Source organism: Streptomyces sp. Z423-1 (genome assembly GCF_013009255.1).
Taxonomy (GTDB): domain Bacteria; phylum Actinomycetota; class Actinomycetes; order Streptomycetales; family Streptomycetaceae; genus Streptomyces; species Streptomyces gossypiisoli.
The window spans coordinates 385,481-411,232 of the sequence record NZ_CP053109.1; the positions used below are offsets into that span (position 1 = coordinate 385,481).

At 69.0% G+C, this 25,752-nt stretch carries 23 protein-coding genes and 2 pseudogenes; 14 read left to right on the forward strand and 11 right to left on the reverse strand.

Features of this window, described 5'->3' with window-relative positions; genetic code table 11:
* Nucleotides 1–94: 94 nt before the first annotated feature.
* Nucleotides 95–445: a GNAT family N-acetyltransferase gene (locus tag HJD23_RS01795; protein WP_171115140.1), complete on the reverse strand. Its 351-nt coding sequence runs from the start codon at nucleotides 443–445 to the stop codon at nucleotides 95–97.
* A gap of 22 nt (nucleotides 446–467) precedes the next feature.
* Entirely contained in the window at nucleotides 468–1,445 is a 978-nt protein-coding gene (locus HJD23_RS01800; RefSeq protein ID WP_240980603.1) for a pirin family protein, read from the reverse strand.
* Between the two features lie 108 nt (nucleotides 1,446–1,553).
* On the opposite strand from HJD23_RS01800, the gene HJD23_RS01805 reads away from it, so the two are divergent.
* Nucleotides 1,554–2,024 (forward strand): carboxymuconolactone decarboxylase family protein, encoded by a 471-nt coding sequence (locus HJD23_RS01805; protein WP_171118899.1) that lies wholly within the window; start codon nucleotides 1,554–1,556, stop codon nucleotides 2,022–2,024.
* Between the two features lie 36 nt (nucleotides 2,025–2,060).
* Nucleotides 2,061–2,861, forward strand: a complete 801-nt coding sequence (locus tag HJD23_RS01810) for a GNAT family N-acetyltransferase (protein ID WP_240980604.1) — start codon at nucleotides 2,061–2,063, stop codon at nucleotides 2,859–2,861.
* A gap of 203 nt (nucleotides 2,862–3,064) precedes the next feature.
* Here HJD23_RS01810 and HJD23_RS01815 read toward each other — a convergent pair whose 3' ends face one another.
* Together HJD23_RS01815 and HJD23_RS01820 are read right to left on the reverse strand one after the other, a co-directional pair.
* On the reverse strand, nucleotides 3,065–3,703 hold the full coding sequence (locus HJD23_RS01815) for a DUF5134 domain-containing protein (RefSeq protein ID WP_171115138.1): 639 nt from the start codon (nucleotides 3,701–3,703) through the stop codon (nucleotides 3,065–3,067).
* 69 nt (nucleotides 3,704–3,772) lie between these two features.
* On the reverse strand, nucleotides 3,773–4,159 hold the full coding sequence (locus tag HJD23_RS01820) for a cupin domain-containing protein (protein WP_171115136.1): 387 nt from the start codon (nucleotides 4,157–4,159) through the stop codon (nucleotides 3,773–3,775).
* Nucleotides 4,160–4,493: 334 nt separating this feature from the next.
* Between HJD23_RS01820 and HJD23_RS01825 the strand changes: the two genes are divergently transcribed.
* Nucleotides 4,494–5,390, forward strand: a complete 897-nt coding sequence (locus tag HJD23_RS01825; protein ID WP_171115134.1) for an RNA polymerase sigma-70 factor — start codon at nucleotides 4,494–4,496, stop codon at nucleotides 5,388–5,390.
* 318 nt (nucleotides 5,391–5,708) lie between these two features.
* Here the strand turns inward: HJD23_RS01825 and fdxA are convergent.
* A pseudogene (gene fdxA / locus HJD23_RS01830) lies at nucleotides 5,709–6,017 on the reverse strand (ferredoxin); the annotation flags it as partial.
* A gap of 545 nt (nucleotides 6,018–6,562) precedes the next feature.
* On the opposite strand from fdxA, the gene HJD23_RS01835 reads away from it, so the two are divergent.
* From HJD23_RS01835 to HJD23_RS01850, 4 genes are all read left to right on the forward strand, one after another.
* Nucleotides 6,563–8,263 (forward strand): FAD-binding protein, encoded by a 1,701-nt coding sequence (locus HJD23_RS01835; protein ID WP_171118896.1) that lies wholly within the window; start codon nucleotides 6,563–6,565, stop codon nucleotides 8,261–8,263.
* Between the two features lie 245 nt (nucleotides 8,264–8,508).
* Nucleotides 8,509–9,255 (forward strand): SDR family oxidoreductase, encoded by a 747-nt coding sequence (locus tag HJD23_RS01840; protein ID WP_171115130.1) that lies wholly within the window; start codon nucleotides 8,509–8,511, stop codon nucleotides 9,253–9,255.
* Nucleotides 9,256–9,582: 327 nt separating this feature from the next.
* Nucleotides 9,583–10,770 (forward strand): low temperature requirement protein A, encoded by a 1,188-nt coding sequence (locus HJD23_RS01845; RefSeq protein WP_171115128.1) that lies wholly within the window; start codon nucleotides 9,583–9,585, stop codon nucleotides 10,768–10,770.
* 773 nt (nucleotides 10,771–11,543) lie between these two features.
* Entirely contained in the window at nucleotides 11,544–12,161 is a 618-nt protein-coding gene (locus HJD23_RS01850; protein WP_171115126.1) for a hypothetical protein, read from the forward strand.
* Nucleotides 12,162–12,457: 296 nt separating this feature from the next.
* Here the strand turns inward: HJD23_RS01850 and HJD23_RS01855 are convergent, their stop codons facing one another.
* The 4 genes and pseudogenes from HJD23_RS01855 to HJD23_RS01870 all read right to left on the reverse strand — a co-directional run bounded on the left by HJD23_RS01855 (nucleotide 12,458) and on the right by HJD23_RS01870 (nucleotide 16,816).
* On the reverse strand, nucleotides 12,458–12,946 hold the full coding sequence (locus tag HJD23_RS01855; RefSeq protein ID WP_171115124.1) for a MarR family transcriptional regulator: 489 nt from the start codon (nucleotides 12,944–12,946) through the stop codon (nucleotides 12,458–12,460).
* Nucleotides 12,947–13,104: 158 nt separating this feature from the next.
* Nucleotides 13,105–14,453, reverse strand: a pseudogene (locus HJD23_RS01860) (FAD-dependent oxidoreductase).
* A gap of 409 nt (nucleotides 14,454–14,862) precedes the next feature.
* Nucleotides 14,863–15,336, reverse strand: coding sequence for a GNAT family N-acetyltransferase (locus tag HJD23_RS01865; RefSeq protein ID WP_240980605.1), 474 nt, complete (start codon nucleotides 15,334–15,336; stop codon nucleotides 14,863–14,865).
* An 838-nt stretch (nucleotides 15,337–16,174) separates the two neighbouring features.
* Nucleotides 16,175–16,816 carry a type 1 glutamine amidotransferase domain-containing protein gene (locus tag HJD23_RS01870; RefSeq protein ID WP_277347798.1) on the reverse strand — a complete coding sequence of 214 codons (642 nt, stop codon included), beginning with the start codon at nucleotides 16,814–16,816 and terminating at the stop codon, nucleotides 16,175–16,177.
* On the opposite strand from HJD23_RS01870, the gene HJD23_RS01875 reads away from it, so the two are divergent.
* Both HJD23_RS01875 and HJD23_RS01880 read left to right on the forward strand, forming a co-directional pair.
* Complete coding sequence (locus tag HJD23_RS01875; protein ID WP_171115120.1) at nucleotides 16,807–17,370, forward strand: TetR/AcrR family transcriptional regulator; 564 nt, start codon at nucleotides 16,807–16,809, stop codon at nucleotides 17,368–17,370. The two genes, HJD23_RS01870 and HJD23_RS01875, sit on opposite strands and share 10 nt — an antisense overlap.
* A 113-nt stretch (nucleotides 17,371–17,483) precedes the next feature.
* Nucleotides 17,484–18,524 (forward strand): medium chain dehydrogenase/reductase family protein, encoded by a 1,041-nt coding sequence (locus HJD23_RS01880; protein WP_171115118.1) that lies wholly within the window; start codon nucleotides 17,484–17,486, stop codon nucleotides 18,522–18,524.
* 3 nt (nucleotides 18,525–18,527) lie between these two features.
* Here HJD23_RS01880 and HJD23_RS01885 read toward each other — a convergent pair whose 3' ends face one another.
* Nucleotides 18,528–19,217, reverse strand: a complete 690-nt coding sequence (locus HJD23_RS01885) for a substrate-binding domain-containing protein (RefSeq protein WP_171115116.1) — start codon at nucleotides 19,215–19,217, stop codon at nucleotides 18,528–18,530.
* 239 nt (nucleotides 19,218–19,456) lie between these two features.
* Here HJD23_RS01885 and HJD23_RS01890 point away from each other — a divergent pair, with 239 nt between their 5' ends.
* From HJD23_RS01890 to HJD23_RS01910, 5 genes are all read left to right on the forward strand, one after another.
* The gene (locus HJD23_RS01890; RefSeq protein ID WP_171115114.1) at nucleotides 19,457–20,821 is read left to right on the forward strand and encodes an FAD-dependent oxidoreductase; all 1,365 of its coding nucleotides are present in this window, start codon (nucleotides 19,457–19,459) and stop codon (nucleotides 20,819–20,821) included.
* A 141-nt stretch (nucleotides 20,822–20,962) separates the two neighbouring features.
* Nucleotides 20,963–21,964: an NAD-dependent epimerase/dehydratase family protein gene (locus HJD23_RS01895; RefSeq protein WP_171115112.1), complete on the forward strand. Its 1,002-nt coding sequence runs from the start codon at nucleotides 20,963–20,965 to the stop codon at nucleotides 21,962–21,964.
* 79 nt (nucleotides 21,965–22,043) lie between these two features.
* Nucleotides 22,044–22,754, forward strand: coding sequence for a glycosyltransferase family 2 protein (locus HJD23_RS01900; RefSeq protein WP_171115110.1), 711 nt, complete (start codon nucleotides 22,044–22,046; stop codon nucleotides 22,752–22,754).
* On the forward strand, nucleotides 22,751–23,368 hold the full coding sequence (locus tag HJD23_RS01905) for a DUF2064 domain-containing protein (protein WP_171115108.1): 618 nt from the start codon (nucleotides 22,751–22,753) through the stop codon (nucleotides 23,366–23,368). Before HJD23_RS01900 ends, HJD23_RS01905 begins: the two co-directional genes overlap by 4 nt.
* Nucleotides 23,365–24,126, forward strand: a complete 762-nt coding sequence (locus HJD23_RS01910; RefSeq protein WP_171115106.1) for a class I SAM-dependent methyltransferase — start codon at nucleotides 23,365–23,367, stop codon at nucleotides 24,124–24,126. The genes HJD23_RS01905 and HJD23_RS01910 overlap by 4 nt, the downstream gene beginning before the upstream one ends.
* 328 nt (nucleotides 24,127–24,454) lie before the next feature.
* Here HJD23_RS01910 and HJD23_RS01915 read toward each other — a convergent pair whose 3' ends face one another.
* On the reverse strand, nucleotides 24,455–25,726 hold the full coding sequence (locus HJD23_RS01915) for a molybdopterin-dependent oxidoreductase (RefSeq protein WP_171115104.1): 1,272 nt from the start codon (nucleotides 25,724–25,726) through the stop codon (nucleotides 24,455–24,457).
* Between the last annotated feature and the right edge of the window lie 26 nt (nucleotides 25,727–25,752).

Here is a 25,752-nt window from a genome sequence, read left to right on the forward strand (position 1 = left end):
CCACGGGCAGCTGCCTGTGAAAGGCGGAGGCTCAAGGGACTCTACCAATGTTGCGTTTCAACAGTGTCATGGCTGGTCCCGGCGGCAGCGGATGTCATGGCCTTTCGTCAGCGAGTTCTTTCTTCAGCCAATGACGGACTTCGGGGGTCACGGGATCGGTGATGTCGGCGAACTCCTCGTGCTTCGTGAGGAACTTGGCCACGTATGGACACACGGGCACGATGCGCATGCCAAGGGTGGCCACGTCGGTGAGCGCCTTTTGCACGAGCAGGCCGGCGAGGCCCTTGCCGGCGAAGGCGTCGTCGATCTCGGTGTGGTAGAAGACGCGTTGCGCGCCGCGGTCACGGTAGGCGGTCAGGCCCGCGCGTTCGCCCTCGACCAGGATCTCGTAACGATGGTGGTCGTCCCTGCGCTCGACGATCGGGGTGGCGGCAGACTGGCTCATCGGTTTCCCTCTCGGTTACTGGTCAGTGGCGCGCGGGGTTGTGACGTGGCCTGATGGTGGCGTTGGGCAGGGCAGGGGCCGGGAGCCGGTCCCCCGGGTATCCCTCAACGGCCCCGAACCGTTCGTCCGCCTGGTCCCATTCGTCCCTCGCCCGGACGATGTCCTCGTGGCTGCGCCCGATGAAGTTCCACCACATGACGATTTCCTCCTCGAACGGGGGTCCGCCGAGCAGGACGGTGAGCGCGGGCTCGTCGGACTCGTTGCGGAGCGTCAGGGTGTCGGCGCCCGGAGGCGCGTAGCCCAGTTCGGCCGGGCGCAACAGGGTCCCGGCCAGCCGGACGTCGCCCCGGTCCACGAGGAGTCCGTGCTCGAAGGCCGGGTAGATGCGGAGCGTGAGCGAGGCGCCGGGGTCGAGGCGAATTTCCGCGCCGAGCAGGGGCGTGAAGGTCCGCACCGGTGACGCGTTCCCGGCCAGCGATCCCAGGAACACCCTGATCTCGGCCCCCTCCACCCGCCCGGGCTCCGGCACATGGTGCTGGAAGTCGCGCGCTGTGTGTCGGTGCGCGTCCGGCAACGCCACCCAGAGCTGCACACCGTGCAGGATGGTGGTGCGCGGGGTGCTCACCTCCGAGTGGCTGATGCCGTGCCCGCTTGTCATCAGGTTCAGTTCGCCGGGTCGGACGTAGGCGTGACTGCCGAGACTGTCGCGGTGCTCGATCTCCCCGCTGAACAGCCAGCTCACCGTCTGCAGCCCGGTATGCGGGTGCGGTGCCACGTCCATGCCGCCGGTGCGGGCGACGTCGTCGGGACCGTAGTGGTCGGCGAAGCACCAGGCGCCGATCAGGGACCGGGCGCGCTGCGGCAGCGTGCGCCGTACCGGCATGGCACGGGGGCCGCCCAACGGCACGTCACGTGGCGTGAGTACCTCGACTGTCGACGTGGCGTCACCGTCCGGAGAGCCGCACCACATCTCCACTGGCGTCATCTCCACATTGCTCACCGAGAACCACCCCTCACACTATGATACTTTCACACTTTCACTTCAACGATATGACATGTTCGGGAGACGGTGGCAGCGCCCATGAAGGAGCCAGAGTTGCGCAAGCCCATGGCGACGTCCGACGTCCGGCGGATCTTCATCGACAAACAGAGTCCCAAGGCGTACGACGCGCTCATGCAGACATCCGCGGCGGTCCGCGCGGTCGCTGCGGACGCGGGACTCCACCGGAACCTTGTCGAGTTGGTCAACCTGCGCGTGTCACAGCTCAACGGCTGTGCCTACTGCCTGCACGTCCACACCCGAACGGCCTTGCGCGCGGGCGAGACGCCGCAGCGCCTCGGCGTGCTGGCCGCTTGGCGGGACACGGAACTGTTCACTGCCGTGGAGCGCGCGGCACTCGGCCTGGCGGAGGCGACGACCCACCCCGCCGACACCGCCGCGCAGGAATCCGCCTACGCGGCCGCCCAGGAGGTGCTCACCGCGGATCAGGTCTCCGCGGTGATCTGGGTGGCCATCACCATCAACGCGTTCAACCGGGTGTCTGTCTTGAGCAAGCACCCGGTCCACGCGAACCCCTGAACAGGGCCGACAGCAGGGCCGCCCGAGGATGGTGAGGTGACGAAAGTGGCGGAGACGGCGGACACGTCGACCACCGTGGGCGCCGCGGCATCCATGACACAGGTGACAGCCAACTTCCGGCAGTACCTCATGGGGTGGGGGGAGGCGGAGTGCGGCAACCGAGGCTTCGAGCACTATCGCAGTGGGCTTCCCCAACCGCAGTTCAACGGGGTGGTGCGGGTACGGTCCCTCGACGCGGTCGGGCACGCTGTGGAAACCGCGCGGAACCGGCTGGCAGGAGTTCCCTGGTGGTGGTGGGTCGGTCCGGACAGTCCGGACGGCACAGGCGCCGCTCTCGTCGAGCACGGAGCTGTCGTGCTCGGGACCCTGCCCGTGATGGTCCGGGCTCTCGATCGCGACGTGGACCTCGGTGAGCCCCCGGTCGGCATGCGGATCGAGCGGGTCAATGGGCATGCCCGACTGACGGAGCTGGTCCGCACTTACAGCGCTTCCATGGGCGTCGCTCCCGGTCTGGAGGCCGACGTGGTGCGCATCGAGGAGCAGCGGTCGGACAACGCGGACATCGTCCGTCTCGCCGCGGTCCTCGACGGCCAAGTGGTCGGCACCACGGTGGTCATCGCGGCGCGAGGCGTCGCCGGCATCTTCCTTGTCCACGTCGCCGAGACCCGTCGTCGGCGTGGGATCGGCGGAGCTCTGACGACTGAGGCGCTGCGGGTCGGTCAGGAGCGAGGTATGCGACTGGCAGCCCTCGCGGCAAGTGCGGCAGGAGAAACCCTGTATCGGCGCCTCGGATTTACCGCGGTGTCCGAGTACCGCCTCTTCACTCTCCCCGCTTGAGGTATTGGTGCACACGCGGTTTCCCGGCTGTTGCAGCCGGACCGACGGCTCCGCAGTGCCAACAGGGCGAGTGTTCCGGGCATCAGTCGGACTCGAACGCGTCTTTCACCGCGAATGCTGTCAGGCCGTGAGCGGGCACGGCCTTCACACATCGGGATCCGCCACACATCGCGGTCGTCTGCCCTGACCAGGGGGCGCCGTGATCAGTGAGGCATGAGCAGCATGATCGCCGTTCCCAGTGCCATGGATCCGTCCCAGAAGTGCCGATAGGACTCGCCGAGAGTCGAGGTGCCCACGGCGTCCGATATGTCCACGGTCTCCTTGGTCGCCCTCACGGGAAGCATGGCACGCGTCAGCGACCGGAGCGCACATGTGAGCAAGCACAGCGCCAACACCGCGATGACCACGTCCGCGGGGCTCGACTCCCCCGCGGGGCAGGCGAGATGCGCACCCTGGTGCGCCGACGGCAACCCTTTGGCCTGAGTCTGGTGCGGCGCATCCTTAGTGGCGTGGGGCATCACCATCCAGGCCATCGCGGCCATGCCGACCGCGTAGGGCAGCCTCCTGGCGGTCGCGGTCAGTTGGGACTCGTGGCGGCGGCGGACGGCAGTCAGTGGGAACCATAGTGCGGCGGCCACGAAGAACGTGCTCTGTGCGGTCCCCACCGGCACCCGGCCCCAGGGCATGGCCGCCATGGCCAGAGCCATGACGGCATGCAGGAGATGGTCGATGCGGCTCCGCCACCCGGAACCTGGTGACAGGATGCCGTGCCGCAGCCCGTGCAAAGCCGCGGCCGTGAAGAGCGCCGTCAGCATGCCGTGCACGACGTCAGGGGCACTCATGCCTGTTCGCGTCCTCCCAGGGAGCGGTCGGGCCCCGTTCGGAACCGGCGCGTTCGAGCAGCCGAAAGGTCACTCGGTCGGTCGTGGGGCCCGCAGGTGGGCCCGCTTCTCCAGCTCTTCCTTGTCGACAAGTTCGAGCATGGGTCGCCCGGGAGCACACATCATGGTCACCACGAACCGGGTCCTGGCGTCCGTCAGCGCGTTGCCGTCCTGGTAGTGGATCACGTCGCCGCCCGGTTCCCAGAACGTGCCGCCGGCCTCAACCACACGTTCGGGCTCGCCTTCGAGCTCGAAACGCACGGCGCCCTCGATGACGTACCCGAACGCCGGCCCAGAGTGGCGGTGCGGAGGAGTACCCGGGTCGCCGGGCTCCCACTCCACGTATACGGTCATCGCCGAAGCACCCTCGGGGACGGTGATCGGAGACGCATCCTGCAGCATCTTCGCCGCCGTCATCCAACTCTCCGACCCGCCGTGGTGATCGGCTCCGTGCACGTGCGCTGAATCCTTGTCCGTCACTGTTTCGCACCTTCCGTCTATCCCGATGTCATGAGGGTGGGCGCGTCCCCCGGCGGAGGCCGCCGCGATCCCATGACTGTTCGACAGTGTTGACCGGAAGCCCTGCGGTTCTGTGACACGCGTGCCGGTCCCTGCCTCTGTCGTGGCAGCCAGGCCCGTGAGTGCAACGAGACAGTGTCACAACAGCTGACATCGCAGGCCGAGATGATCGGCGGGCGCCTCTACTCGGACGGCTTGTAGGCTGAGGGCGACGACGCCGGAAGGGACAACCATGCACGCTGGTGCCGACGCCGCTTCCTTTGACCAGGCGACGAGGGACTTTCTCGCGGTACGTCCGCAGCTCTTCGGTATCGCATACCGGGTCCTCGGCAGTGCTGAGGAGGCCGAGGACATCGTTCAGGACGCGTGGCTGCGGTGGCAGAACACCGACCACGCCGACGTGCTCGCGCCGGCCGCGTTCCTGACCACGGTCACCACACGTCTGGCCATCAACTTCGCCCAGTCCGCCCGGGCACGGCGGGAGTCGTACGTCGGTCCCTGGCTTCCCGAACCGGTCAACACCAGTACGGACCCGCAGGTGGGGGCGGAGCGGGCCGAAGCGCTCGAACTGGCCGTCCTTCTGCTCCTGGAGAAGCTGAACCCGGTGGAGCGGGCGGCCTACGTCCTGCGGGAAGCCTTCGATTACCCGTACCAGCAGATCGCGGACATCCTGGAGACGAGCCAGGCCAACACCCGCCAGTTGGTGAGCCGGGCGCGCAGGCACTTGACCGCCGAGCGCCGCGAGCGCGTCAGCCCGGCTGAGCACCGCCGCCTCCTGGAGGTCTTCCTCAGGGCCGCGCAGACGGGCGATCTGGCGGTGCTGGAAGAGCTCCTCACGGCGGACGTCGTCAGCTACTCCGACGGCGGAGGGGTGCGCGGCGCATCCAGGATCCCTGTCATCGGGCGTCTCCACGTCTCCAAGTACCTGGTGGCCTTCGCGCCACGCTTCTGGCCCCAGTCGGACGTGCAGTGGGTCGAGGCCAACGGACGGCCCGCCGTTCTCGTCTCGTCCGGCGGGAACGCCGTGGCCCTGCTCTGCGTAGACGTATCCGCAGAGGGGATCGACCAGATCATGTGGGTGATGAACCCGTCCAAGCTGTCGCCCTATGTGGCCTCCTTGGCCGGCTGAAGCGGCACCGCTGTGTCATGAGAGTGGTGACATGTCGGACGGACCGGCCGACCGGCAGGCCCGCTTGTCCCCGCCGTAGAGAGAGGGCATCGGCGACGTCGCCGGTCCTGCGCCCTCCACGAGGAGCGCTGTGCCCGACCGGAGAGGATGTCGACGGCGGCTGGCCAGCCCGTGTCCGACACGACCGCCACCGGGAACGTCGGGGGCAAGGCAGGCAGCCGTGTCGGATCAGGACGGGAATGGCGGGAACCACAGGTCGACGTCGGCCGCCTCTTCCTTGCCTATGGTGAACACGGCGATGTCCTTCTTGTGCGACACCTGGGGCGGCAGTCCGACGACGAGGGGGTGGTCGCTGAGGGCGCTCGGCGGTTGCCCGTCCCGTCCGGGGGACCGCTGCTCGAAGTACTCGGAGTTGACGGATGCGTAGTGCGCCCACTGCGGCGGAAGGTCGTCCTCGTGGAAGATGGCCTCCACGGGGCAGACCGGTTCACACGCATGGCAGTCGACACACTCCGAGGGATTGATGTACAGCGTGCGTTCTCCCTCGTAGATGCAGTCCACTGGGCACTCCGACACACACGCCCTGTCCCTGATGTCGACGCAGGGCTGGGCAATGACGTACGCCATGTTCTTCTCCTTCGTCGCCAATGGAGACGTCCAGCCGGGGCTGCGCCGAGCAGCCCCGGCCTGCTAGGGCGTGTTTCGAAAGTCCCGTCTGGCCCGCGACGCCTGGCACGGCGCCTCGCTGCGTTGTCGGGGTCGCCCGCGTACGCCCAGTACGCGGGCGACCTCCGCCTTGCGATGCACCGCACCAGACGCCGCGGGCCTCGCCCTCCGGGCGGACGACGCTACTTTCGAAACACGCCCTAGCCGTATGACCAGGGGACGTGTGAGGTTGTGACACAGCCCCTCCCCGGAGCCCTCGGGGTGGACGGTGGCCGGCCGTGTACGACCGGTTGCCATGCTTCTGCGGCGGCCGCACTCCGCCGCCCAGCCCTCGCAAACCCGCAGGTCCACGCGCTGTCAGCCGGAGAAATGTCTCCTCACAGGTGTTCCGTGGACAGCTTGTCAACGGTGGGGTTGTCACAAACACTCCGACGTCCTGGTCAGAGTCAGTGACCACCCAAACGATCGGAGCAATCGTGGCTGCCACCGAGAAACGTCTTTCCACCATGGTGCTGGTGATCGGCACCGGCGGTGCCGGCCTGCGGGCGGCGATCGAGCTGGCCGAGGCCGGCACCGACGTACTCGCCGTCGGCAAGCGACCCAAGGAGGACACCCACACGTCCCTCGCCGCCGGCGGCATCAACGCGGCCCTGGCCACGATGGACCCCGAGGACAGCTGGCAGCAGCACGCCGCTGACACCCTCAAGGAGAGCTACCTGCTCGGCGATCCCCACACCGCCGAGATCGTCACCCAGGGAGCCGCCCGGGGCATCGACGATCTCGAGCGCTACGGCATGGCTTTCGCCCGCGAGGAGGACGGCCGTATCTCCCAGCGCTTCTTCGGCGCGCACAAGTTCCGGCGCACCGCCTTCGCCGGCGACTACACCGGCCTGGAGATCCAGCGCACCCTCATCCGGCGCGCGAATCAACTGGACATCCCCATGCTCGACACCGTGTACATCACCCGGCTCCTGACACACGACGGCGCCGTGTTCGGGGCCTACGGCTTCGACCTGCGGGACGGAACGCGCTACCTCATCCACGCGGACGCCGTCATCCTCGCGGCGGGCGGCCACACCCGCATCTGGCGGCGCACCTCGTCACGGCGCGACGAGAACACCGGTGACTCGTTCCGGCTGGCTGTGGAGGCCGGTGCGCGCCTGCGGGACCCGGAGCTGGTCCAGTTCCATCCTTCCGGCATCATCGAGCCGGAGAACGCGGCCGGCACGCTCGTCAGTGAGGCCGCGCGCGGCGAGGGCGGCATCCTGCGCAATGCGCTCGGCGAGCGGTTCATGGCCCGATACGACCCCGAGCGCATGGAACTGTCCACCCGCGACCGCGTGGCCCTGGCCTCTTACACGGAGATCAAGGAAGGCCGCGGCACGTCCAAGGGCGGGGTGTGGCTCGACGTCTCCCACCTACCCCGGCAGACGATCATGAACCGGCTGCCCCGGGTTTACCAGACTCTTCTGGATCTGCAGATGCTGGACATCACCCGTGAACCGATCGAGGTCGCGCCCACGGCCCACTACTCGATGGGCGGGGTCTGGGTCCGGCCGGAGGACCACAGCACCGACGTCCGCGGCCTGTACGCCATCGGGGAGGCCTCCAGCGGACTTCACGGTGCCAACCGGCTCGGCGGCAACAGCCTCATCGAGCTGCTCGTGTACGGCCGTATCACCGGGCAGGCGGCCGCCGCCTACTCGGAGTCCCTGACCGCGCAGCCGCGCTCGGCGTCGGCGGTGGCCGAGGCGCGCGCCGAGGTCGACGAACTGCTGACCGCGGACGGCCCGGAGAACGTGCGAGCGCTCCAACGCGCCATCCGCAACACCATGACCGAGCACGCCGGCGTGGTACGCGACGAGGAAGGGCTGCGCGCCGGGCTGGCGGAGCTGGAGGTGATCGAGAAGCGGATGGAGAACGTCGGCGTCCATCCCGACATCGCCGGCTACCAGGATCTCGCACACGCCTTCGACCTGAAGTCCGCCGCCCTGTCGGCCCGGGCCACTCTGGAGGCGGCACTCGAACGCCGTGAGACCCGTGGCTGCCACAACCGCAGCGACTATCCGGACCTCGACCCTGCTCTGCAGGTCAATCTCGTGTGGTCGCCGACGACGGGCATCACACGCGAGAGCATTCCTCCCGTCCCGGACGAGATCGCATCCCTGATGGAGGAAGTCTCGACCGAAGGCAAGCTCGCCGAGTAATCTCCCGCCTTTCACATTTCGTCGACGGCGTCGGCACCGCCGACACGCGTCTCTCGTGCCCGCGTTGACCGCGGGTAATCTCCGGAAATTTTTCCGCGATTGCCCCGGGCTCCCTGTCACAAATCCAGCGACCTCCTTGTCATCCCTAGTACAGACGAAATCGACCGGTGCGGACGAGCCGGCGACAAGACCGCTCGGCAAGCATCGCAAGAATCAGAAAAATCTCGGAAAGTGGGTTTCCCATCATGAAGGTTGTAGTGATCGGTGGTACCGGACTCATCGGCTCGAAGCTGGTCGCGAAGCTCAACGAGCACGGCCACGAGGCGGTGCCGGCCGCGCCCAACACCGGAGTCAACACGCTGACGGGTGAGGGCCTTGCCGAGGTTCTGCAGGGCGCCTCGGTCGTGGTCGACGTGTCGAACTCCCCTTCTTTCGAAGACGATGCCGTCATGGAGTTCTTCCGCACCTCGACCACCAACCTCCTCAAGGCCGAGGCGAACGCCGGTGTGACCCACCATGTCGCGCTCTCCGTGGTCGGCACCGAGCGGCTCCAGCAGAGCGGCTACTTCCGTGCCAAGCAGGCGCAGGAGGAGCTGATCAAGTCCTCCGGAATTCCGTACTCCATCGTCCATGCCACACAGTTCTTCGAGTTCATGAAGGGTATCGCGGCCTCGGCGACGGACGGCGACACGGTGCGTCTGGCCCCCGTGAGGATCCGGCCCATCTACTCCGACGACGTGGCCGCCGTCGTCGGCCGCACGGCTGTCGGCACGCCGGTCAACGGCGTGGTTGAGGTAGCCGGTCCGGACACCTTCCAGCTGGACGAACTCATCCGCAAGGGCCTCGCGGCCAAGAACGACCCCCGCACGGTCGTGACGGACCCGCGGGCCCCCTACTTCGGTGCCGAGCTGCAGGAGACAACGCTCCTCCCGGGCCCCGACGCGCACATCGCCGAGACCCGCTTCACCGACTGGCTCGCGCAGCAGGGCTGAGTACCTTGGGGTGGCCCTGGCCCTGGCCCTGTCCTCAGGGCCAGGGCCACTCCTCTTCGGCCACTTCTCCCGCCACAGTGCCCTTACCTTTGCCTGACAGGTATCAGTACCCTTCGTCGCCGTGGTCGGCTGACGTCCAGGTCGGGCGGTCCACCGTGTGAAGCCGTATGGACGAGTCCGTCTGCTGCCCGCTGACCCGATTCGGTGCGCGGGGCCCGCCAGCCCCGCCGGAGTCCGTCGCTGTGCAACCGGCTGTGGCGATGCGGTGAACGTCGCTCTGAGCCTGCCCCCTGCCGGCCTTTCCGCATCTGGAGGGATCGCGCCCACATGAGTCAGTCACCGTACGCAGCCAGTGCCTGGCATCGCCCGATGCGCGCCCGCCATTCCGGCGAGGGACACCGCACCGCCACGACGCTGGAGTTGTTCTTCGACCTCTGTTTCGTCGCCGCTGTCGCCCAAGCGGCCTCGGCGTTCGAGCACGAGCTTGCCGAGGGCCGTTTCGGTCACGGGCTGCTCGGTTACGCACTCGTCTTTTTCGGGATCTGGTGGGCGTGGATGAACTTCACCTGGTTCGCCTCCGCCTACGACACCGACGACGTTCCGTATCGGCTGCTCACCGTCATCCAGATCGCCGGAGCGCTCGTCATGGCCGCCGGCATCGCGAAGGCTCTCGAGCAAGCGGATTTCACCGTCGTCACGTGGGGCTATGTCCTCATGAGGCTGGCCATGGTGACTCAGTGGCTGCGGGCCGCGCACGCGGACCGGGAGCACCGCCGCGCCGCCCTGCGCTATGCCCTGGGCATCCTGGTCCTGCAGGTCGTTTGGTTGGCCCGCCTGAGCCTCCCCCACGATGGAGGCGTCGCCTCGTTCGTCGTGCTGGTGCTTGGGGAACTCGCCGTTCCCGTGTGGGCCGAGCGTGCGGCCACTACCACCTGGCACCCGCACCACATAGCCGAGCGCTACGGCCTGTTCACCCTGATCGTGCTCGGGGAGTCGATCACGGCGGCGACCCTCGCCGTCCGCGCGGCTGTGGACGCCGACGCGGAGCTCGGTACTGTCCTCGCCCTCGCATCGGGCGGCATACTCACTGTCTTCGCGCTGTGGTGGCTGTACTTCGCGCAGGACGCTCCCCGCCACCTCGCCGGGCTGACCACTGCAATGCTGTGGGGCTACGGCCACTATCTGGTCTTCGCGGCCGCGGCTGCCGTGGGTGCCGGCCTCGCCCTCAACGTCTCCCATGCCACCGGGCACGGCATCCTCACCGATCGCCAGGCGGCGGCTACGTACACGGTGCCCGTCGCGCTCTTCATCGCCTGCGTGTGGCTTCTGCACCGGCGGGCCTCGCAGCTGCGCGGCCCGGCCGATGTGGTCCACCCGGTCGCGGTTCTCGCCGTCCTGGCCACCACGTTCACCGGTCTTCCTGTGCTCGGTACCGGCATCGTGGCGTCGCTCCTGATCGGAGTGACTCTCGTCCTGGCCAGGCGCGGGGCGGCACGGTTTGACCGGTTGCCGTAGGAACGCTGGGTCACCACCCGCAGACGAGGACCCTGTATCGGATCCTCTCTGCGCATCTGGCGTCCTCGGCCCCGCTCATGCCCGATGCCGCGGTCACACGGCATGGCCCGTGCCGAACTGTCTTTGCACCGCCCGCATCCACGCAGATACCGCGCACTCGCAGACTGAACACAGAAGGACGGCAGATGTCTGGAGACCCTGACCACCACTCCGATCCTGCGGCTCTCGGTGTCTGGCTGGCAACGGAGGCCACCCTGCTCGAGGCTCGCCTGCGTGTGCTTCAGGAGGAACTCGCGACGGTCGACTCGCGCATAGAGGCCGTCTCCGAAACTCTGCGGCGGCTGAGCCGACCGACGGCCTCCGCCGACCGGGAGAAGCATGCGAACGACGGCAGCCGGCCGAGCCACGACGATGCCGCTACCGACTCGGAGGACGCATGCCCCAACGGCTTCATCACATGCCACCCTTGATGCGCCGGCCAGGCCGCCCTGACAGCAAGTGACAAATCAGGCTTCGACGGTGTCCGCCGGTTATGGTGCCTGTTCCTGTGCACGGCCACCTCGGACCCGTTGCGTTTGGCTTCGGCCAGTGGCGACAATGGATTGCAACACAGTCATCATCAGAGCCACATGTGGTCAACCTGGTGCATCTCTACACAGAACACGCTCCCGCATATGATGTCCGGCGGTGCCCACATCGACCTTGGGGCCGAACGACATCGCGGATCAGCCAGGCGAGGACGCGAGAACAAGGGTTGAGGACGAGAGGAACACATGGTCTCTGTAACCCACACAGCACATGACCTTGAAATCACCGCTGAGAGCCTCCAGGAAGACCTGGCCCGCCTGGAAGTCCAGAAGCAGGCACTGGAAAGGGAGCTGGCTGCGGTTGTTGCCCATCTAGGTTCCGTCCAGCGGGCGCTCAGTGCCCTCCAGGCCGTGATGTCCCAGACCGGTCCTGCATCGGTCCACTCCGCAGGCGCGCCTCGGGTTCCGGCTCCCGCCGACGTGGCGCCGCAGACGGAGCTGCCACCTGCGGAGTCCGTGGGAGTCCGGACCATGACAGGGTTGCGGGAACAGCAGCCGACGACGGGCCGGACGGGCGTGCGGGAGCCTGCCTCCTCCGCCCCGCCCGCCGGGGGCAGCACGGCGGCGGAATCCCCCGCCGACGCCGACAGACAGGGCAAGTACGGCAAGCTCACCGAACAGATTCTGGAGTACTTCACCAGAGTCGGCGACGTCGACGTGCGGGCTCGGGATGTCGCTGCGGCACTCGGCCGGGACACCGACAGTGGCAGCATCAACGCCGTCAGGAGCACCCTCGACCGCCTGGTCGGCACCTCCCGGATCCGCCGAACGGGCCGGGGTCTGTACCGCGCCATCACGTCCTGAAAGGCGGGGCGGCGCCGTGCGGCAGGCGGAATGCCTCAGTAGGGGCCCGGGTGGCTTGGTCCGCTCCGGGCACCGCCAACGGGGGAATGGTCGATGCCCGGAGCGCCGCACCTGCTCCGGCAGGTGTCAACACGTTCGGACATTCCACGGAGACCGTGTCGAACAGAAATGTCCTAAACGTTGTGCCCAGTGTACCAACATCTTCGCTCCGATCACACTGTCTTCGACACGGACCGTCCACGTCCTCCGTGCCGACCGTTCTCTTGCCCACCCGTTCGAAGAGAGCCGGGCAGCCGTCAGGCACGCTCCACAAAAGTCCGAGTCCGTCCCTCAGCGTGGCCGTTGATGCCGGGGCCTCCCCACAGGTAGCGGAGCAGCTGCGGGTCGGTGTCCACCGCACCGATGGCTTGGACCGCCTCTCGAACGGCCTCGGTGAGCAGTGGGGCCCCGAGACGCAACACCTCCTGTGCCACAGGGGTGAGGTGTACATCGACGCTGCGACGGTCGTGCACAGAGGCACTCGTAGTGATCAGTCCTCGGTCCTGCAGCCGGGTCACAAGTCGACTCGTGGCCGACTGGCTCAGTCCTATCTCGGCGGCCAGGTCGTTCATATAGAGCCACCCGGCCGCCGTGGTGGCACCGTTCTGGAGGGCTTCCAAAGCGTGGAGCTCACGAAGGCTCAAGCCCAGCTCTCCATGGATGCGCCGCTCGACCGAGGCCTCGATCCGGCGGTGCAGCCGGTCGAGCGCCCTCCATCGTGTGATCAGTGTCGAGCCCTCACTCATGTCGGCTCCTCAGCGTAGGTACGGGCAGCCTCCGGCAGAGCGCCGCACACCACTTCGGACGTGCTCCGGACTTGGTCCTGGACCGATTCGACGCAAGACCCGTCCATCTGTGCGTACATGCGGCGCTCCCACGCCGGAAGTCGGCGAAGCAGGTCGGCTCAGTGGACAGGGGCGTCAGCCGGCTGCTCACCACGACCCGGTTCACCGCTGGACACGAACGCCTCCCGTGGGTGCTGCACCGAGGCCAGGGAGACAATGTCCCGTCCGTAGAGCGCAGCGGTGATCCAGACGGCGAGCACGCGGATCTTGCGTTCCCACGTCGGTACGGCGAGCACGTGGTATCCACGGTGCATGAGCCAGGCCAGGAAGCCCTTGATGACCAGTCGGCGGTATTGGAACACACCCCGGCCCAGGCCCAACGTGGCCACCACCCCCAGACTGTGGTGGACGTAGTTCTTGGCAGGCCGCCCTCGCAGCGTCGCCAGGATGTTCTTCGCCAGGCGCTTGCCCTGCCTCAACGCATGCTGGGCGTTGGGAACCGTATACGCTCCGGGCCGCCCTGCCGCGAGGTCGGGCACGGAGGCGTCGTCGCCGGCGGCCCACACGTTCTCCACCGGGTCTGTCTCCGTACCGACGCGGAGATCGGCCCGAACGACGAGCAGACCACGGTCGTCGACCGGTAGGTCCGTGTGATTGTGGACGGTGGGATTCGACGCGTTGCCCGCGGTCCACACGATCAGGCCCGAGTCGAAGTCCTCCCCGTTGGACAGTACGACGTGGCCACCCATGGCGGACACGAGCTGGGTGTTCAGGTGGATCCGCGCTCCGCGTCTCTCCAGCGCCCGTACCACCCATGCGGCCGTCCGGTCACCGACCTCGGGAAGAATCCGGCCACGTGCCTCGACGAGGTGGAAGTCCAGTTCCTCCGCGTCGAGTTCCGGTAGTGCTTCAGCAGTGCGGTCGCCAAGGACAGCAACTCGCCGAATCCTTCCACACCGGCGAAGCCACCGCCGACGAAGGTGACCGTGAGCAGCTTTCGGCGTTCGGGACCGCGAGGCAGCGTTGCCGCACGGTCGAACGACGTCAGCAGTCGGTCACGGATGGCCACGGCCTCCTCGACATGCTTCAGGCCGATCGCCTCTTCACTGAGCCCCGGGATGGGGAATGTCCTGGTGACTGCCCCGGCCGTGACGACGAGAATGTCGTAGTTCAGCTGGTAGTCCGCTCCGCTCTCGGGTCGGACGGTGACTGTGCGCTCGCTGTCGCGGATCTCCGTCACCGTTCCCGCGATCAAGCGGGTCCGCTGCAGGTGCCTGCGCAGTGATACCGCTGCGTGACGAGCCTCCACCGACCCTGCCACGACCTCCGGCAGGAACGGCTGGTACGTCATGTACGGACGCGGATCCACGACGGTGACGTGTGCCTCGCCCCGACCCAACTTCTTCTCCAGGCCCCATGCGGTGTAGAAACCCGCGTAGCCGCCGCCGACGATCAGAATTTCACGCACGGTGTCCTCTGTTCCTCTCGGTTTCACCCGTAGAGACAGAACGGAAGCGCTGGTTGTGACACCGTCTTCCCATCATCGCCCGTCGTTGAAGACCGCATGGGGTCGTTCGCTGAGAACCGACCAGCCTGCTGCATCCGGTGACATCACGGCGTCGACGTCTTTGACTGCGCGCTGTCGACAGCGTCGTTGTCCAGCGGGGCGCTCAGGCCAAGACCTTCCCGTCCCTGCTACGCGGCGCACACCATTACTTCGTAGATTCGTAGGGGCGACGTCCGCTTACGATCGGCTCCCTCACCGTTCTCGCTTCATCGACGACGGATGCAGCCGCCTCCTGATCGTCAGCGAACAACCACGAATCTCAGTGCAGCTCACTTCGGTCTGGGGGCTTCTATCAGTGACGGCTGGTTGGTCAGGGCCACGTGACGTTGAGCGGCAGATCACGGTGGAAGACGGCCATGGCCCGGTCGGGGCCGTTGTAGTCGTCGACGATCTGCGTGTCGAAGCCAAGGCTGCGATGGCAGGCGATCGAGCCGGTGTTCTCGATTGACACGATCGCCTTCAGTTGCCGCACTCCATGTCGTTCTGCGGCCTCAGCGCACGCCACATACAGACGACGCCCGAGCCCAGTGCCGCGGGCGTCGTCCCGCGCAGCGATCAGATGCACGTACCCAGTGCCGTTGGGGGTGACGAACCCGAAAATGCATCCACGGATACTGTCCTCGGCCCGAGCAACCAGGCAGGTTGAGCCGAACTCCTGCACCGGTGCCAGAAGGTGCAGCGACCGGAGGTCGCGATCGCCCCAGTAACGGAGGTGATCAGTCAGGACCTGGCGGAAGTGGGCCACCCCGGCCGGTGCGATGTATATCCCCATGATGACGATCACGACAAGCACCTCGGCCGTTACAGACGAAGGTCCGTACGGGTCAGGCGAGTTGTGACGCAAGCCTGGGCCGTGACCAAGATGCGGACCACACACGGTCCAGAGTTCGGCAACTTCCCCGAAAGCAGAACATTCGCGCTCGTCAAAGGCATGCGAGAGCTGCACCACCAGCAGACGAAGAATCTGCTGACGACCGCCGCTCAGGGCCACAAGTTCAGCGGCCCTCCTCACAATCCCGCGGTCATGCCTTCTGACACAGCCGACTGCAGCGACACCTGAACGAGGTGAAATGAACGCGAATTCGACCCGAATTCGACCCGGAGGCGTCTCATCACCGCATCGAGCCTTCCTGAGCTGTGGCCATACAAGTTCTGCCGCTGTACCAGCCATATACAGCCACGAAGTCGCCACAAAAACACCAAAGAGGCCATTCACTGCAAATCATCGACACTGTAACGACACGAGCCGTCGGCTGAGAACGCGAAACACCGGCTGCCCTCTCAGCAGAGTCACGTTCTGAGTACGCGTATCGCTCAACCCTCTGACCAGGAGCTTTACTTCGATCTTCCGCGAGACGGAAGCGGTATTGCGCCCCCACGAAGCCCTTCCCGACGATGACGCCACCACACAGAGACGGGAGCCAGCCCTCTTGCCGCACATGACCGCCTTCGCCAAGAACCAGTGGTTCTCGTCAGAAGCGGTCAGCGAGACGCTCTCGCCAGTGATCACTTCCAGGTTCTGCTGCAGGGCGCACCATCGGTGATCGAGTTCAGCCAGAGCGGGTCGACAAGAAGACACCTCGTACATGTACTTGCGAATTCGTCCGCCGCCTGAATGTCCACTACAGACCGTTGCCGTCCAGCACCATCGTGTCGCTCCACGCGGGGCCGGTCTCGACCACGGCGCCCCGCTCGCGCAGCCTGCTCTCCAGGTGGTAGGGCATCTTGTCGCCCAGACCGCCCTGGCGTTCCCCCTCGTCGCTGAACAACGTCAGCGTGCGGCCGGCGAAGGTGAAGCCGCCGTCCTGCCGCTCGGCGCTGAGCAGACCGGCGACACCGTGGCACAGGGCCGCCACCGCCCTGCCTGCCGCGTCGGCTTCGTTGAGCAGCCGGCCGAGGTCGGCGTCCTGCGTGAGGTCGGCCATCGGGGCGTGGCCGCCGGGGAGGTAGAGGGCGTCGCAGTCGTCGAGCCGTACGTCGGACAGGGCGAGCGGCGCGGCCAGTTGGTCGGCGAGGCCGTCGAGGTAGGTGCGGAACCGCTGGGCGTCGGCTTCCGGCACGCCGCCGCGCTCGTCGAGGCCGAGGGCATCGACGGTGGGGCGTACGCCGCCCGGGGTGGCGATCGACACCTGGACGCCCGCGGCGGTGAGCACCTGGTGGGAGGCGGCGACCTCCTCCGCCCGGCACTTGCGCAGCGGAGCCGCGCCGACTACCGGCCCTTGACGGCCGAAAGTGTGAGTGATTAAGTACTCACATGAAGGCAGAACAGCGTCGACTCTCCACCGCCGAGGAACGCAGGGAGACCGTGCTGCGCACCGCCATCGGAGCGTTCGCGGCCCGCGGCTACTTCGGTACCACCACGACGGAAGTGGCCAAGGCGGCCGGCATCTCACAGGCGTACGTCTACCGGCTCTTCCCGAACAAGGAGGCGCTGTTCACCGCGGTCGTGGAGCACTGCTTCGTCCAGGTGCGCGCCGCGCTCGAACGCGGGGCCGCCGAGGCGAAGGGCAGTGCACCCGAAGCGGCGCTGGAGTCGATGGGCGATGCCTACGCGCGCCTGATCAGCGACAACGACCTGCTACTGGTGCAGCTGCACGCCCAGGCGGCGGCAGTCTCGGAGCCGGTCATCAGGGACGCGGTCAGGGCGGGATACGCCCGGACGGTCGAATACGTCCGCGGCGCCTCCGGCGGCAGCGAGCAGCAGATCCAGCAGTTCTTCGCGACCGGCATGCTCTGCCACCTGATCGTCTCGATCGACGCGAACGCCGTCGACGCGCCCTGGACGCGCACGCTGGCGGCGGGTATCACGCACTACTGACCGACCGAACCGACCCGGGCGGCCGTCCGGCTCCTCCACGGACCGGCAGCCGCCCTTCACAAGACCCAACGAGTGAGTGGTTAACCACTAACAAGCGAGAGAAGGAGTCAGCCATGCAAGCCACCGAAATCGTCCTCCCCGCCGTCGGAGAGCCCGAGAGCCTCGAACTCAGGGTGCGGGACCTGCCGACGCCCGGCCCGGGCCAGGCCCTGGTGCGGGTCGAGGCCAGCGGCGTGACCTTCGCCGAGCAGCAGATGCGGCGCGGCAAGTACTACGACATGCCGAAGTTCCCCTTCGTCCCCGGCTACGACCTCGTCGGCGTCGTCGAGCAGCTCGGTTCCCCGGAGTCCGGCCCCGTGGCCGTGGGGCAGCGGGTCGCCGCGCTCACCAAGACCGGCGGCTGGGCGGACCGCGTCCTGCTGGACGCGGCGGATCTGGTCCCGGTCCCCGAGGGGATCACGGCCGTGGAGGCCGAGACGCTGGTCACCAACGGCGCGACGGCCTGGCGCATGCTGTTCCGCACGGCGGAGGTCCGAAGCGGCGACACCATAGTGGTGCACGGCGCCAACGGCGGCGTCGGCAGTGTGCTGGTCCAACTGGCCCGCAGCAGCGGCATCCACGTGATCGGCACCGCCTCGGCCCGCAACCAGGAGGCGGTCGCCGCCATGGGCGCCACCCCGGTCGACTACCGCGGGGATGTCCTCACCCGCGTCCGCGAGCTGGCGCCGCGCGGGGTGGCGGCGGTCTTCGACCACGTGGGCGGCAAGGGCATCGAGGACTCGTGGCGGATGCTCGCCCCCGGCGGCACCCTCGTCTCGTACGGCAGCGCCTCGACCCGCGACCAGACCGGCAGCGGCACGATCACGGTCCTGAAGCTGGTCGCGAAACTCGCCGTGTGGAACGCCCTGCCCAACGGCCGCCATGCCCACTTCTTCAACCTGTGGGCCGGGAAGGCCCGGCATGCGCGGCGGTACCGGGCGGAGTTGGGCGAGGACCTCTCGCGGATCTTCGGTCTGCTGCGGTCCGGCGCGATCGAGGCCAGGATCGACCGGGTCTATCCGCTCCACGAGGCGGCCGCCGCGCTGCGGCACGCCGAGTCCGGCACCGTCGTGGGCAAGGTCGTGATCGCCCCCGGCGCGGGGCAGGCAGGGTGAGGCTCAGAGCGTGTTCCACCGGCGCGCGGCCTGCTGGAGGCGGTCGCGGAGCACGGTCACGGCGGGGCCGGCCGGGGCGCCCCCGCCGTACCGCCAGATACAGCGTGCTGAGCGGCGCCACCTCGGGTGGTGGAGCTGCACGACCTCTCCGGCGGCGAGGGCCGGGGCGGCGATGTAGCGGGGCAGGATAGAGATCCCGGCGCCCGCGACCACCGCCGCCAGGACGGCCCTCAGGTCCGGGACGACCATGGCCACCGGGTTCGGTGGGCGGCGGCCGAACTCGCTGCGCCAGTAGCGGCGCACAACGGGCAGTTCCTCGGCGTAGGCCACCAGCGGCAGATGGGCGAGCGCGGCCACCGGTTCGGCCCGCAGCCGGTCGGCGCCGATGGTGCGGGCCAGCGCGGGCGAGGCGACCAGGACGAACTCCTCGTCTACCAACGGCACGGCGAGCAGGGCCTGTTGGGACGGACGTGCCGCCGAGACGACGAGGTCGAGTCGGCCACTCGCCAACTGCGACAGCAGGTCGTCGGCGAGCCCCAGGGCCACCTGGACGGTCACGCCCCGGCCGACCAGTTCGGCCAGCACCGGCAGCACCCGCAGGGTCATCACCTCGGCCGCTCCCCCGACCTTCACCGTCCCCTGGAGGGGCGGCTCGGTGTCGGCCGGGTGCAGGGCCTCGCGCAGGCCGTCCACATGGACGCCGATGCGGGACGCGAGCGCTGCCGCACGCTAAGTCGGCGTGACGCCCTTGTGCGTACGGCAGAAGGAAAGCACCGCGGCAGGTAGCGTGCCCGGAGGGTCCCGGTGGCGGCTTATGGATGCCATAAGGTGGGCTTATGAGCTCATAGGTCGGACCCGCGTACCAGGTTAGGCTTGCCTTAGCTTAGGCTTCCCGTCGAGTCGCAACGTCACCGCTCGAAGGGAACCTGATCATGCCCCGCCCGCTGCGGGTAGCCATCGTCGGAGCCGGCCCGGCCGGGATTTACGCCGCCGACGCCCTGCTCAAGTCCGAGGTGGCCGCCGAACCCGGCGTGTCCATCGACCTCTTCGAGCGGATGCCGGCGCCGTTCGGACTGATCCGTTACGGCGTCGCCCCCGACCACCCCCGGATCAAGGGCATCATCACGGCCCTTCACCAGGTCCTCGACAAGCCCCAGATCCGGCTCTTCGGCAACGTCGACTACCCGACCGACATCAGCCTGGACGACCTGCGCTCGTTCTACGACGGTGTGATCTTCTCCACCGGCGCGACGGCCGACCGCGCGCTGCCCATCCCGGGCATCGACCTCGACGGCTCGTACGGCGCCGCCGACTTCGTGTCCTGGTACGACGGCCACCCGGACGTGCCGCGCACCTGGCCGCTGGAAGCGGAGAAGGTCGCCGTCCTGGGTGTCGGCAACGTCGCACTCGACATCGCCCGCATCCTCGCCAAGACCGCGGACGAGCTGCTGCCGACGGAGATCCCGCCGAACGTCTACGACGGCCTGAAGGCCAACCCGGCCAAGGAGATCCACGTCTTCGGCCGGCGCGGCCCTGCGCAGGCCAAGTTCAGCCCGATGGAGCTGCGCGAGCTGGACCACTCCCCCAACATCGAGGTCATCGTCGACCCCGAGGACATCGACTACGACGAGGGCTCGATCGAGACCCGGCGTGGCAACAAGCAGGCCGACATGGTCGCCAAGACCCTGGAGAACTGGGCGATCCGCGACGTCGGCAACCGGCCGCACAAGCTGTTCCTGCACTTCTTCGAGTCGCCGACGGAGATCCTCGGCGAGGACGGCAAGGTCGTCGGCCTGCGCACCGAGCGCACCGAGCTGGACGGCACCGGCAACGTCAAGGGCACCGGCACGTTCACCGACTGGGACGTCACCGCGGTCTACCGCGCCGTCGGCTACCTCTCCGACAAACTGCCCAAGCTGCCCTGGGACATCGACTCGGGCACGGTTCCGGACGAGGGCGGCCGCGTCATCGAGGAGAGCGGCACGCACCTTCAGTCGGTGTACGTCACCGGCTGGATCCGGCGCGGCCCGGTCGGCCTGATCGGCCACACCAAGGGCGACGCCAACGAGACGGTGTCCAACCTGCTGGACGACTTCGCCAACAGCCGTCTGCACACGCCGTCGGCGCCGGAGCCCGAGGCCGTGGACGCCTTCCTCGCCGAGCGCGACGTCCGCTTCACCACCTGGGAGGGCTGGTACAGGCTGGACGCCGCGGAGAAGGCCCTCGGTGAGCCGCAGGGCCGGGATCGTGTGAAGATCGTCGAGCGTGAGGACATGCTCAGGGAGAGCGGCGCGTAAGCGAGCCCGTGCTCAAGGGGTCCGGCGGCTGTGCCGCCGGACCCCTCACGTGTCTTACGGACCTCTCACGTGTCTTACGGACCTGTGACGTGCCGGGCGCGGATCGTCGGCGGGGCCGGTCCGCCGACCTAGCGTGTGGGCATGCGAGTACTGGTCACCGGCGGTGCCGGGTTCATCGGGTCCCATGTGGTCGAGGCGCTGACGGCGGGCGGGCACGAGCCCGTCGTGTACGACGTGCGCGTGGACGCCGGTTCGGACGTGCGGGACGCCGACGCCGTCCGCCGCGCTCTGTCCGGCGTCGACGCCGTGTGCCACCAGGCGGCGATGGTCGGTCTGGGGACCGGCTTCGCCGACGCGCCGGACTACGTCTCCGCCAACGACCTCGGCACGGCCGTCCTGCTCGCCGCGATGGCCGAGACCGGCCTACGGCGGCTGGTACTGGCGGGGTCGATGGTGGTCTACGGCGAGGGACGGTACAGCTGCGCCCGGCACGGGGTGGTACGGCCGGGGCCCCGGGCCGTGGCCGATCTGGCGGCGGGACGCTTCGAACCCGTCTGCCCCGTGTGCGGTGCCGAACTGACGCCCGGTCTGGTCACCGAGAACGCCCCGGTGGATCCGCGCAATGTGTACGCGACGACCAAGCTCACCCAGGAGCATCTGGCGGCGGCCTGGTCGCGGGCCACGGGCGGGTCGGCGGTGTCGCTGCGGTACCACAACGTGTACGGACCCCGGATGCCCCGCGACACGCCGTACGCCGGGGTCGCGTCCTTCTTCCGCTCGGCGCTCGCCCGCGGTGAGGCTCCGCGTGTGTTCGAGGACGGTCGGCAGCGGCGGGACTTCGTGCACGTACGGGATGTGGCGGCGGCCAACGTGGCCGCGCTGGAGGCGGGTTCCGCGCCGGGCGCGCTCACGGCGTACAACACCGGCAGCGGCGAGCCGCACACGGTCGGCGAGATGGCCCGGGCGCTGGCGGAGGCGTACGGCGGGCCCGAACCGGTGGTGACCGGGGAGTACCGGCTGGGGGACGTACGGCACATCACCGCCGACTCCTCGCGGCTGCGCTCGGAGCTGGGCTGGAAGCCGGAGGTCGGGTTCGAGGACGGCATGCGGGAGTTCGCGCGGGCCGGGCTGCGCGAAGGGTGAGCCGAGGGCCGCGCCCGCCCTCCGACGTCCGTGTTTCGTAAGCAGCCAAAGTCCGATATGCCCGCCTTCCATTCGTAGGGTGAAAGACGTGACGACCCCTCACCCCTCCCCTGACGTCGATGTGATCCTGCCCTGCCTGAACGAGGCCGAGGCGCTGCCCTGGGTACTGGAGCGCATCCCGGCCGGGTGGCGCGCCCTCGTCGTGGACAACGGCTCCACCGACGGCTCGGCGGACCTCGCCCGCGCGCTCGGCGCGACCGTCGTCCACGAGCCCCTTCGCGGATTCGGCGCCGCGTGCCATGCGGGCCTCACCGCCGCCACCGCGGACATCGTCTGCTTCTGCGACTGCGACGCCTCGCTCGACCCGTCCCTGCTCGTCCCGTTCGTACGGGAAGTGCAGGCCGGTGAAGCGGACCTGGTACTGGGCCGGCGCCGGCCGCGGGGCCGCAACGCCTGGCCCGCGCACGCGCGCGTGGGCAACGCCGCGCTGGCAGTGCTGCTGCGGCGGCGCACAGGGCTGCGGCTGCACGACCTGGGTCCGCTGCGGGCCGCCCGGCGTGCGGCGCTGCTCGGCCTGAGGCTCACCGACCGGCGCAGCGGCTATCCGCTGCAGATGGTCGTGCGCGCCGCCGACGCGGGCTGGCGCGTCACCGAGCACGACGTGCCGTATCTGCCCCGCACCGGCGCGTCCAAGGTCACCGGCACCTGGCGCGGCACCTGGCACGCGGTACGGGACATGCGCCGTGTCCTGGCCGAACCGCCCACCGCACTCGAAGGGAGCCGCCGATGACCACCCTGCTCGTCATCGCCAAGGAGCCCCGCCCGGGGCGCGTCAAGACACGGCTGACGCCGCCGTTCACGCCCGCCGAGGCGGCCGCGCTGGCCGAGGCGGCCCTGGTGGACACCCTGCGGACGGTGGCCGCGACACCGGCCCGGCGCCGGGTCCTGGTGCTGGAGGGACGTCCGGGACCCTGGCTGCCGCCGGGCTTCGACGTCGTACCGCAGTGTGCGGGCGGGCTGGACGAGCGGCTGGCCGCGGCCTTCGCCGGGTGTGCGGGACCTGCGCTGCTGATCGGCATGGACACGCCGCAGGTGACACCGGAGCTGCTGACGGTGGACTTCGCCGGGTGCGACGCGTACCTCGGTCCGGCCGAGGACGGGGGCTTCTGGGCGCTGGGGCTCGCCGAGCCTGCGCCGGAGTTGCTGCGGGGGGTTCCGATGTCGACGCCGGTCACCGGGGCCGTCCAGCGCGACCGGCTGGTCGCCGCCGGGCTGCGGGTGCGGGAGCTGCCCCGGCTGCGGGACGTCGACACGGCCGCCGACGCCGACGTGGTGGCCGGGCTGGCACGGCACGGCCGGTTCGCCGCGGAGCTGGCACGGCTGCGGGCGGCCGCCCACCGATGAGCGCACCCCAAGAGACGCGGAGCCTGCTCCCCTGGACCGCCGACGACCCCTATGTGCACGCCCTGCGCACCGGGCGCGGCCCGCTCTTCCTGCGCCGCAGTGACGGCTGGCTGCTCCCGCTGGACGTGGAGCGGTGGTGCGCCCGCCCGGACGAGGCCGACCTCACCGTGCTGGCCCGCTGCGAGGGCGCCGTGCTCGACGTGGGCTGCGGTCCCGGCCGCCTGGTGGCCGAGCTCGCCGCCCGGGGTCGTACGGCGCTCGGTATCGACGTCAGCGAGGCCGCCGTCGCGCACACCGCGCGCCTCGGCGGCATGGCCCTGCGCCGCTCGGTCTTCCAGCCGCTGCCCGCCGAACGCCGGTGGGGCACCGCCCTGCTGATCGACGGCAACCTCGGCATCGGCGGCGATCCGCACGCGCTGCTCGTCCGGCTGGCCCGGCTCCTCGCGCCGGGCGGTCTGGTGATCGCCGAGACCGTCCCCGTGGACGTCGACGAACGGATCCAGGTCCATGTCACCGACGGGCAGGGCACCGCGGGCGCGCCCTTCCCGTGGGCCCGCCTCGGCACGCCGGCGCTGCTGCGGCACGCGCGCGTGCTGGGCCTCGCCGTGGACGGTCAGTGGTCGGCCGGCGGCCGCTGCTTCGTCGCCCTGCGCACCCGCAGCGCCAGCAGCAGCGCCGAGCCGCCGAACAGGACGGCGGTGATCAGCAGCCAGCGGGCGAGGAAGCCGTCCGCCGACAGCCCGGTGGCCAGCCGGTAGCGCTCGTCGACCCGGCCGCTGATCAGCGGGAACCACACGAGCAGCAGCAGCCCGGACAGGGCGGCCGGGACCCGGACGTACCCGATCCACTCCCGCCGCCGCAGCGCGCCCAGCGTGCCCGTCAGCGCCCGGTCGGCCGCCGCGTACAGCGGCACCAGCACCAGGTCGTGCAGCACGGCCGCGCCCACGAACCAGAGCACGACCTGGAACCAGTCGCCCGCGAGCAGCCGTACGCCCGCGTACCCGGCGAGCGCGAACGAACAGCCGAGCAGCAGCAGCTGGAACGGGCTGCCGACGACGAGGCGCGGTCGGGTGAGGATGGGGCGCATCACAGGTCTCCGAACGTCATCCGTGCCACCCACTTGGTGTTCAGCACGCCCGGCGCGGCGGGCACGATGATCCGGGCGGGGTAGCCGTGGTCGAGGGTCAGCGGCTCGCCGTTGACGTCCAGGGCGAGCAGGGAGCGCGGGTCGGCCACCTGGTTGGCGCGCAGCGCGGCCCGGCGGAAGGCGCCGCGCCGTTGGAGGGACTCCACCAGGACGTCGGCCGGGTCGTCGTACCCGACGAGTGCGGCGAGGTCCCGCAGCCGGACGCCGCGCCACCACTGGTCGGACGTCGACCAGCCCTCCACGCAGGCGATCGGCAGCGCGGCACTGTGCAGCGGCAGCCGCAGCAGGTCCTCGCGGCTCAGCCGGACGACGCCCGTCCGCCCGGTGACGACCAGCTGCCAGGCGTCGCCGGCGGTCTCCCGGGTGTCGATCCCGGCGTAGGCGGCCGTCTTGTTGATCTGGAAGCCGCCGGGACCACTGCCCGGTTCCGGTCCCCCGTGCGGTGTGAGGAGGGCGGTCTGGCGCAGCGGCCCGTCGAAGTTGCGGCCCACGGACGTCGCGAACAGCAGCAGGGAGGCACTTCCGACCAGTCCGAACGCGCCCCGCCGGGACACGGTGGGCTCGGCGGGCCGCGGAGTCACCAGATCACTGTCCTCGGGTTTCTCCGCATTCTCCGGTTTCCCCGCATTCTCCGGTTTCTCCGCGCGGAGTCTGCGCAGATTGCGCAGGGCCGTCGGCAACTTCAGGGCGGCGTGCGCGACGAACGCGGCGAAGAACACCCAGGCGCCGTAGAAGTGCAGCGTGTAGAAGGAGCCGGGGAAGACGTAGTCCAGCTGGACGTTGAGCACACCGGTCGTGAACTGGAACAGGGCGCCCCCGACGAGCAGGAGCAGCGAGAGCCGCTCCAGGGCGTGCGCCAGCGAGCGGGCCGGTGGCAGCGTGAACAGCCTGGGCACGACCGACCACAGCTTGGCCAGCAGGACGGGGATGAGCGTGATCCCGAGGGTGACGTGGACGCCCTGGTTGAGCCGGTACAGCCAGTACGGGTTCGTCGGCCAGGAGAACAGGTAGAAACCGAGGATCCCCTTGTCCGGAGTCTTGTCGTTCACCGGCGACAGGTTCGGGTTGTAGGCGGCGTACGACAGCAGTCCGGTCACGAACAGCACCGTGATGCCCACCAGCAGGACGATCCCGAGCACGGCGGTGAAGCGGGGGCCGCGCAGGGGGCTGCGCCAGAAGCCGGGCGAGGAGGGAAGCCGATGGTCTCGCATGTCCCGACGGTAGGCCGGGACCGGGC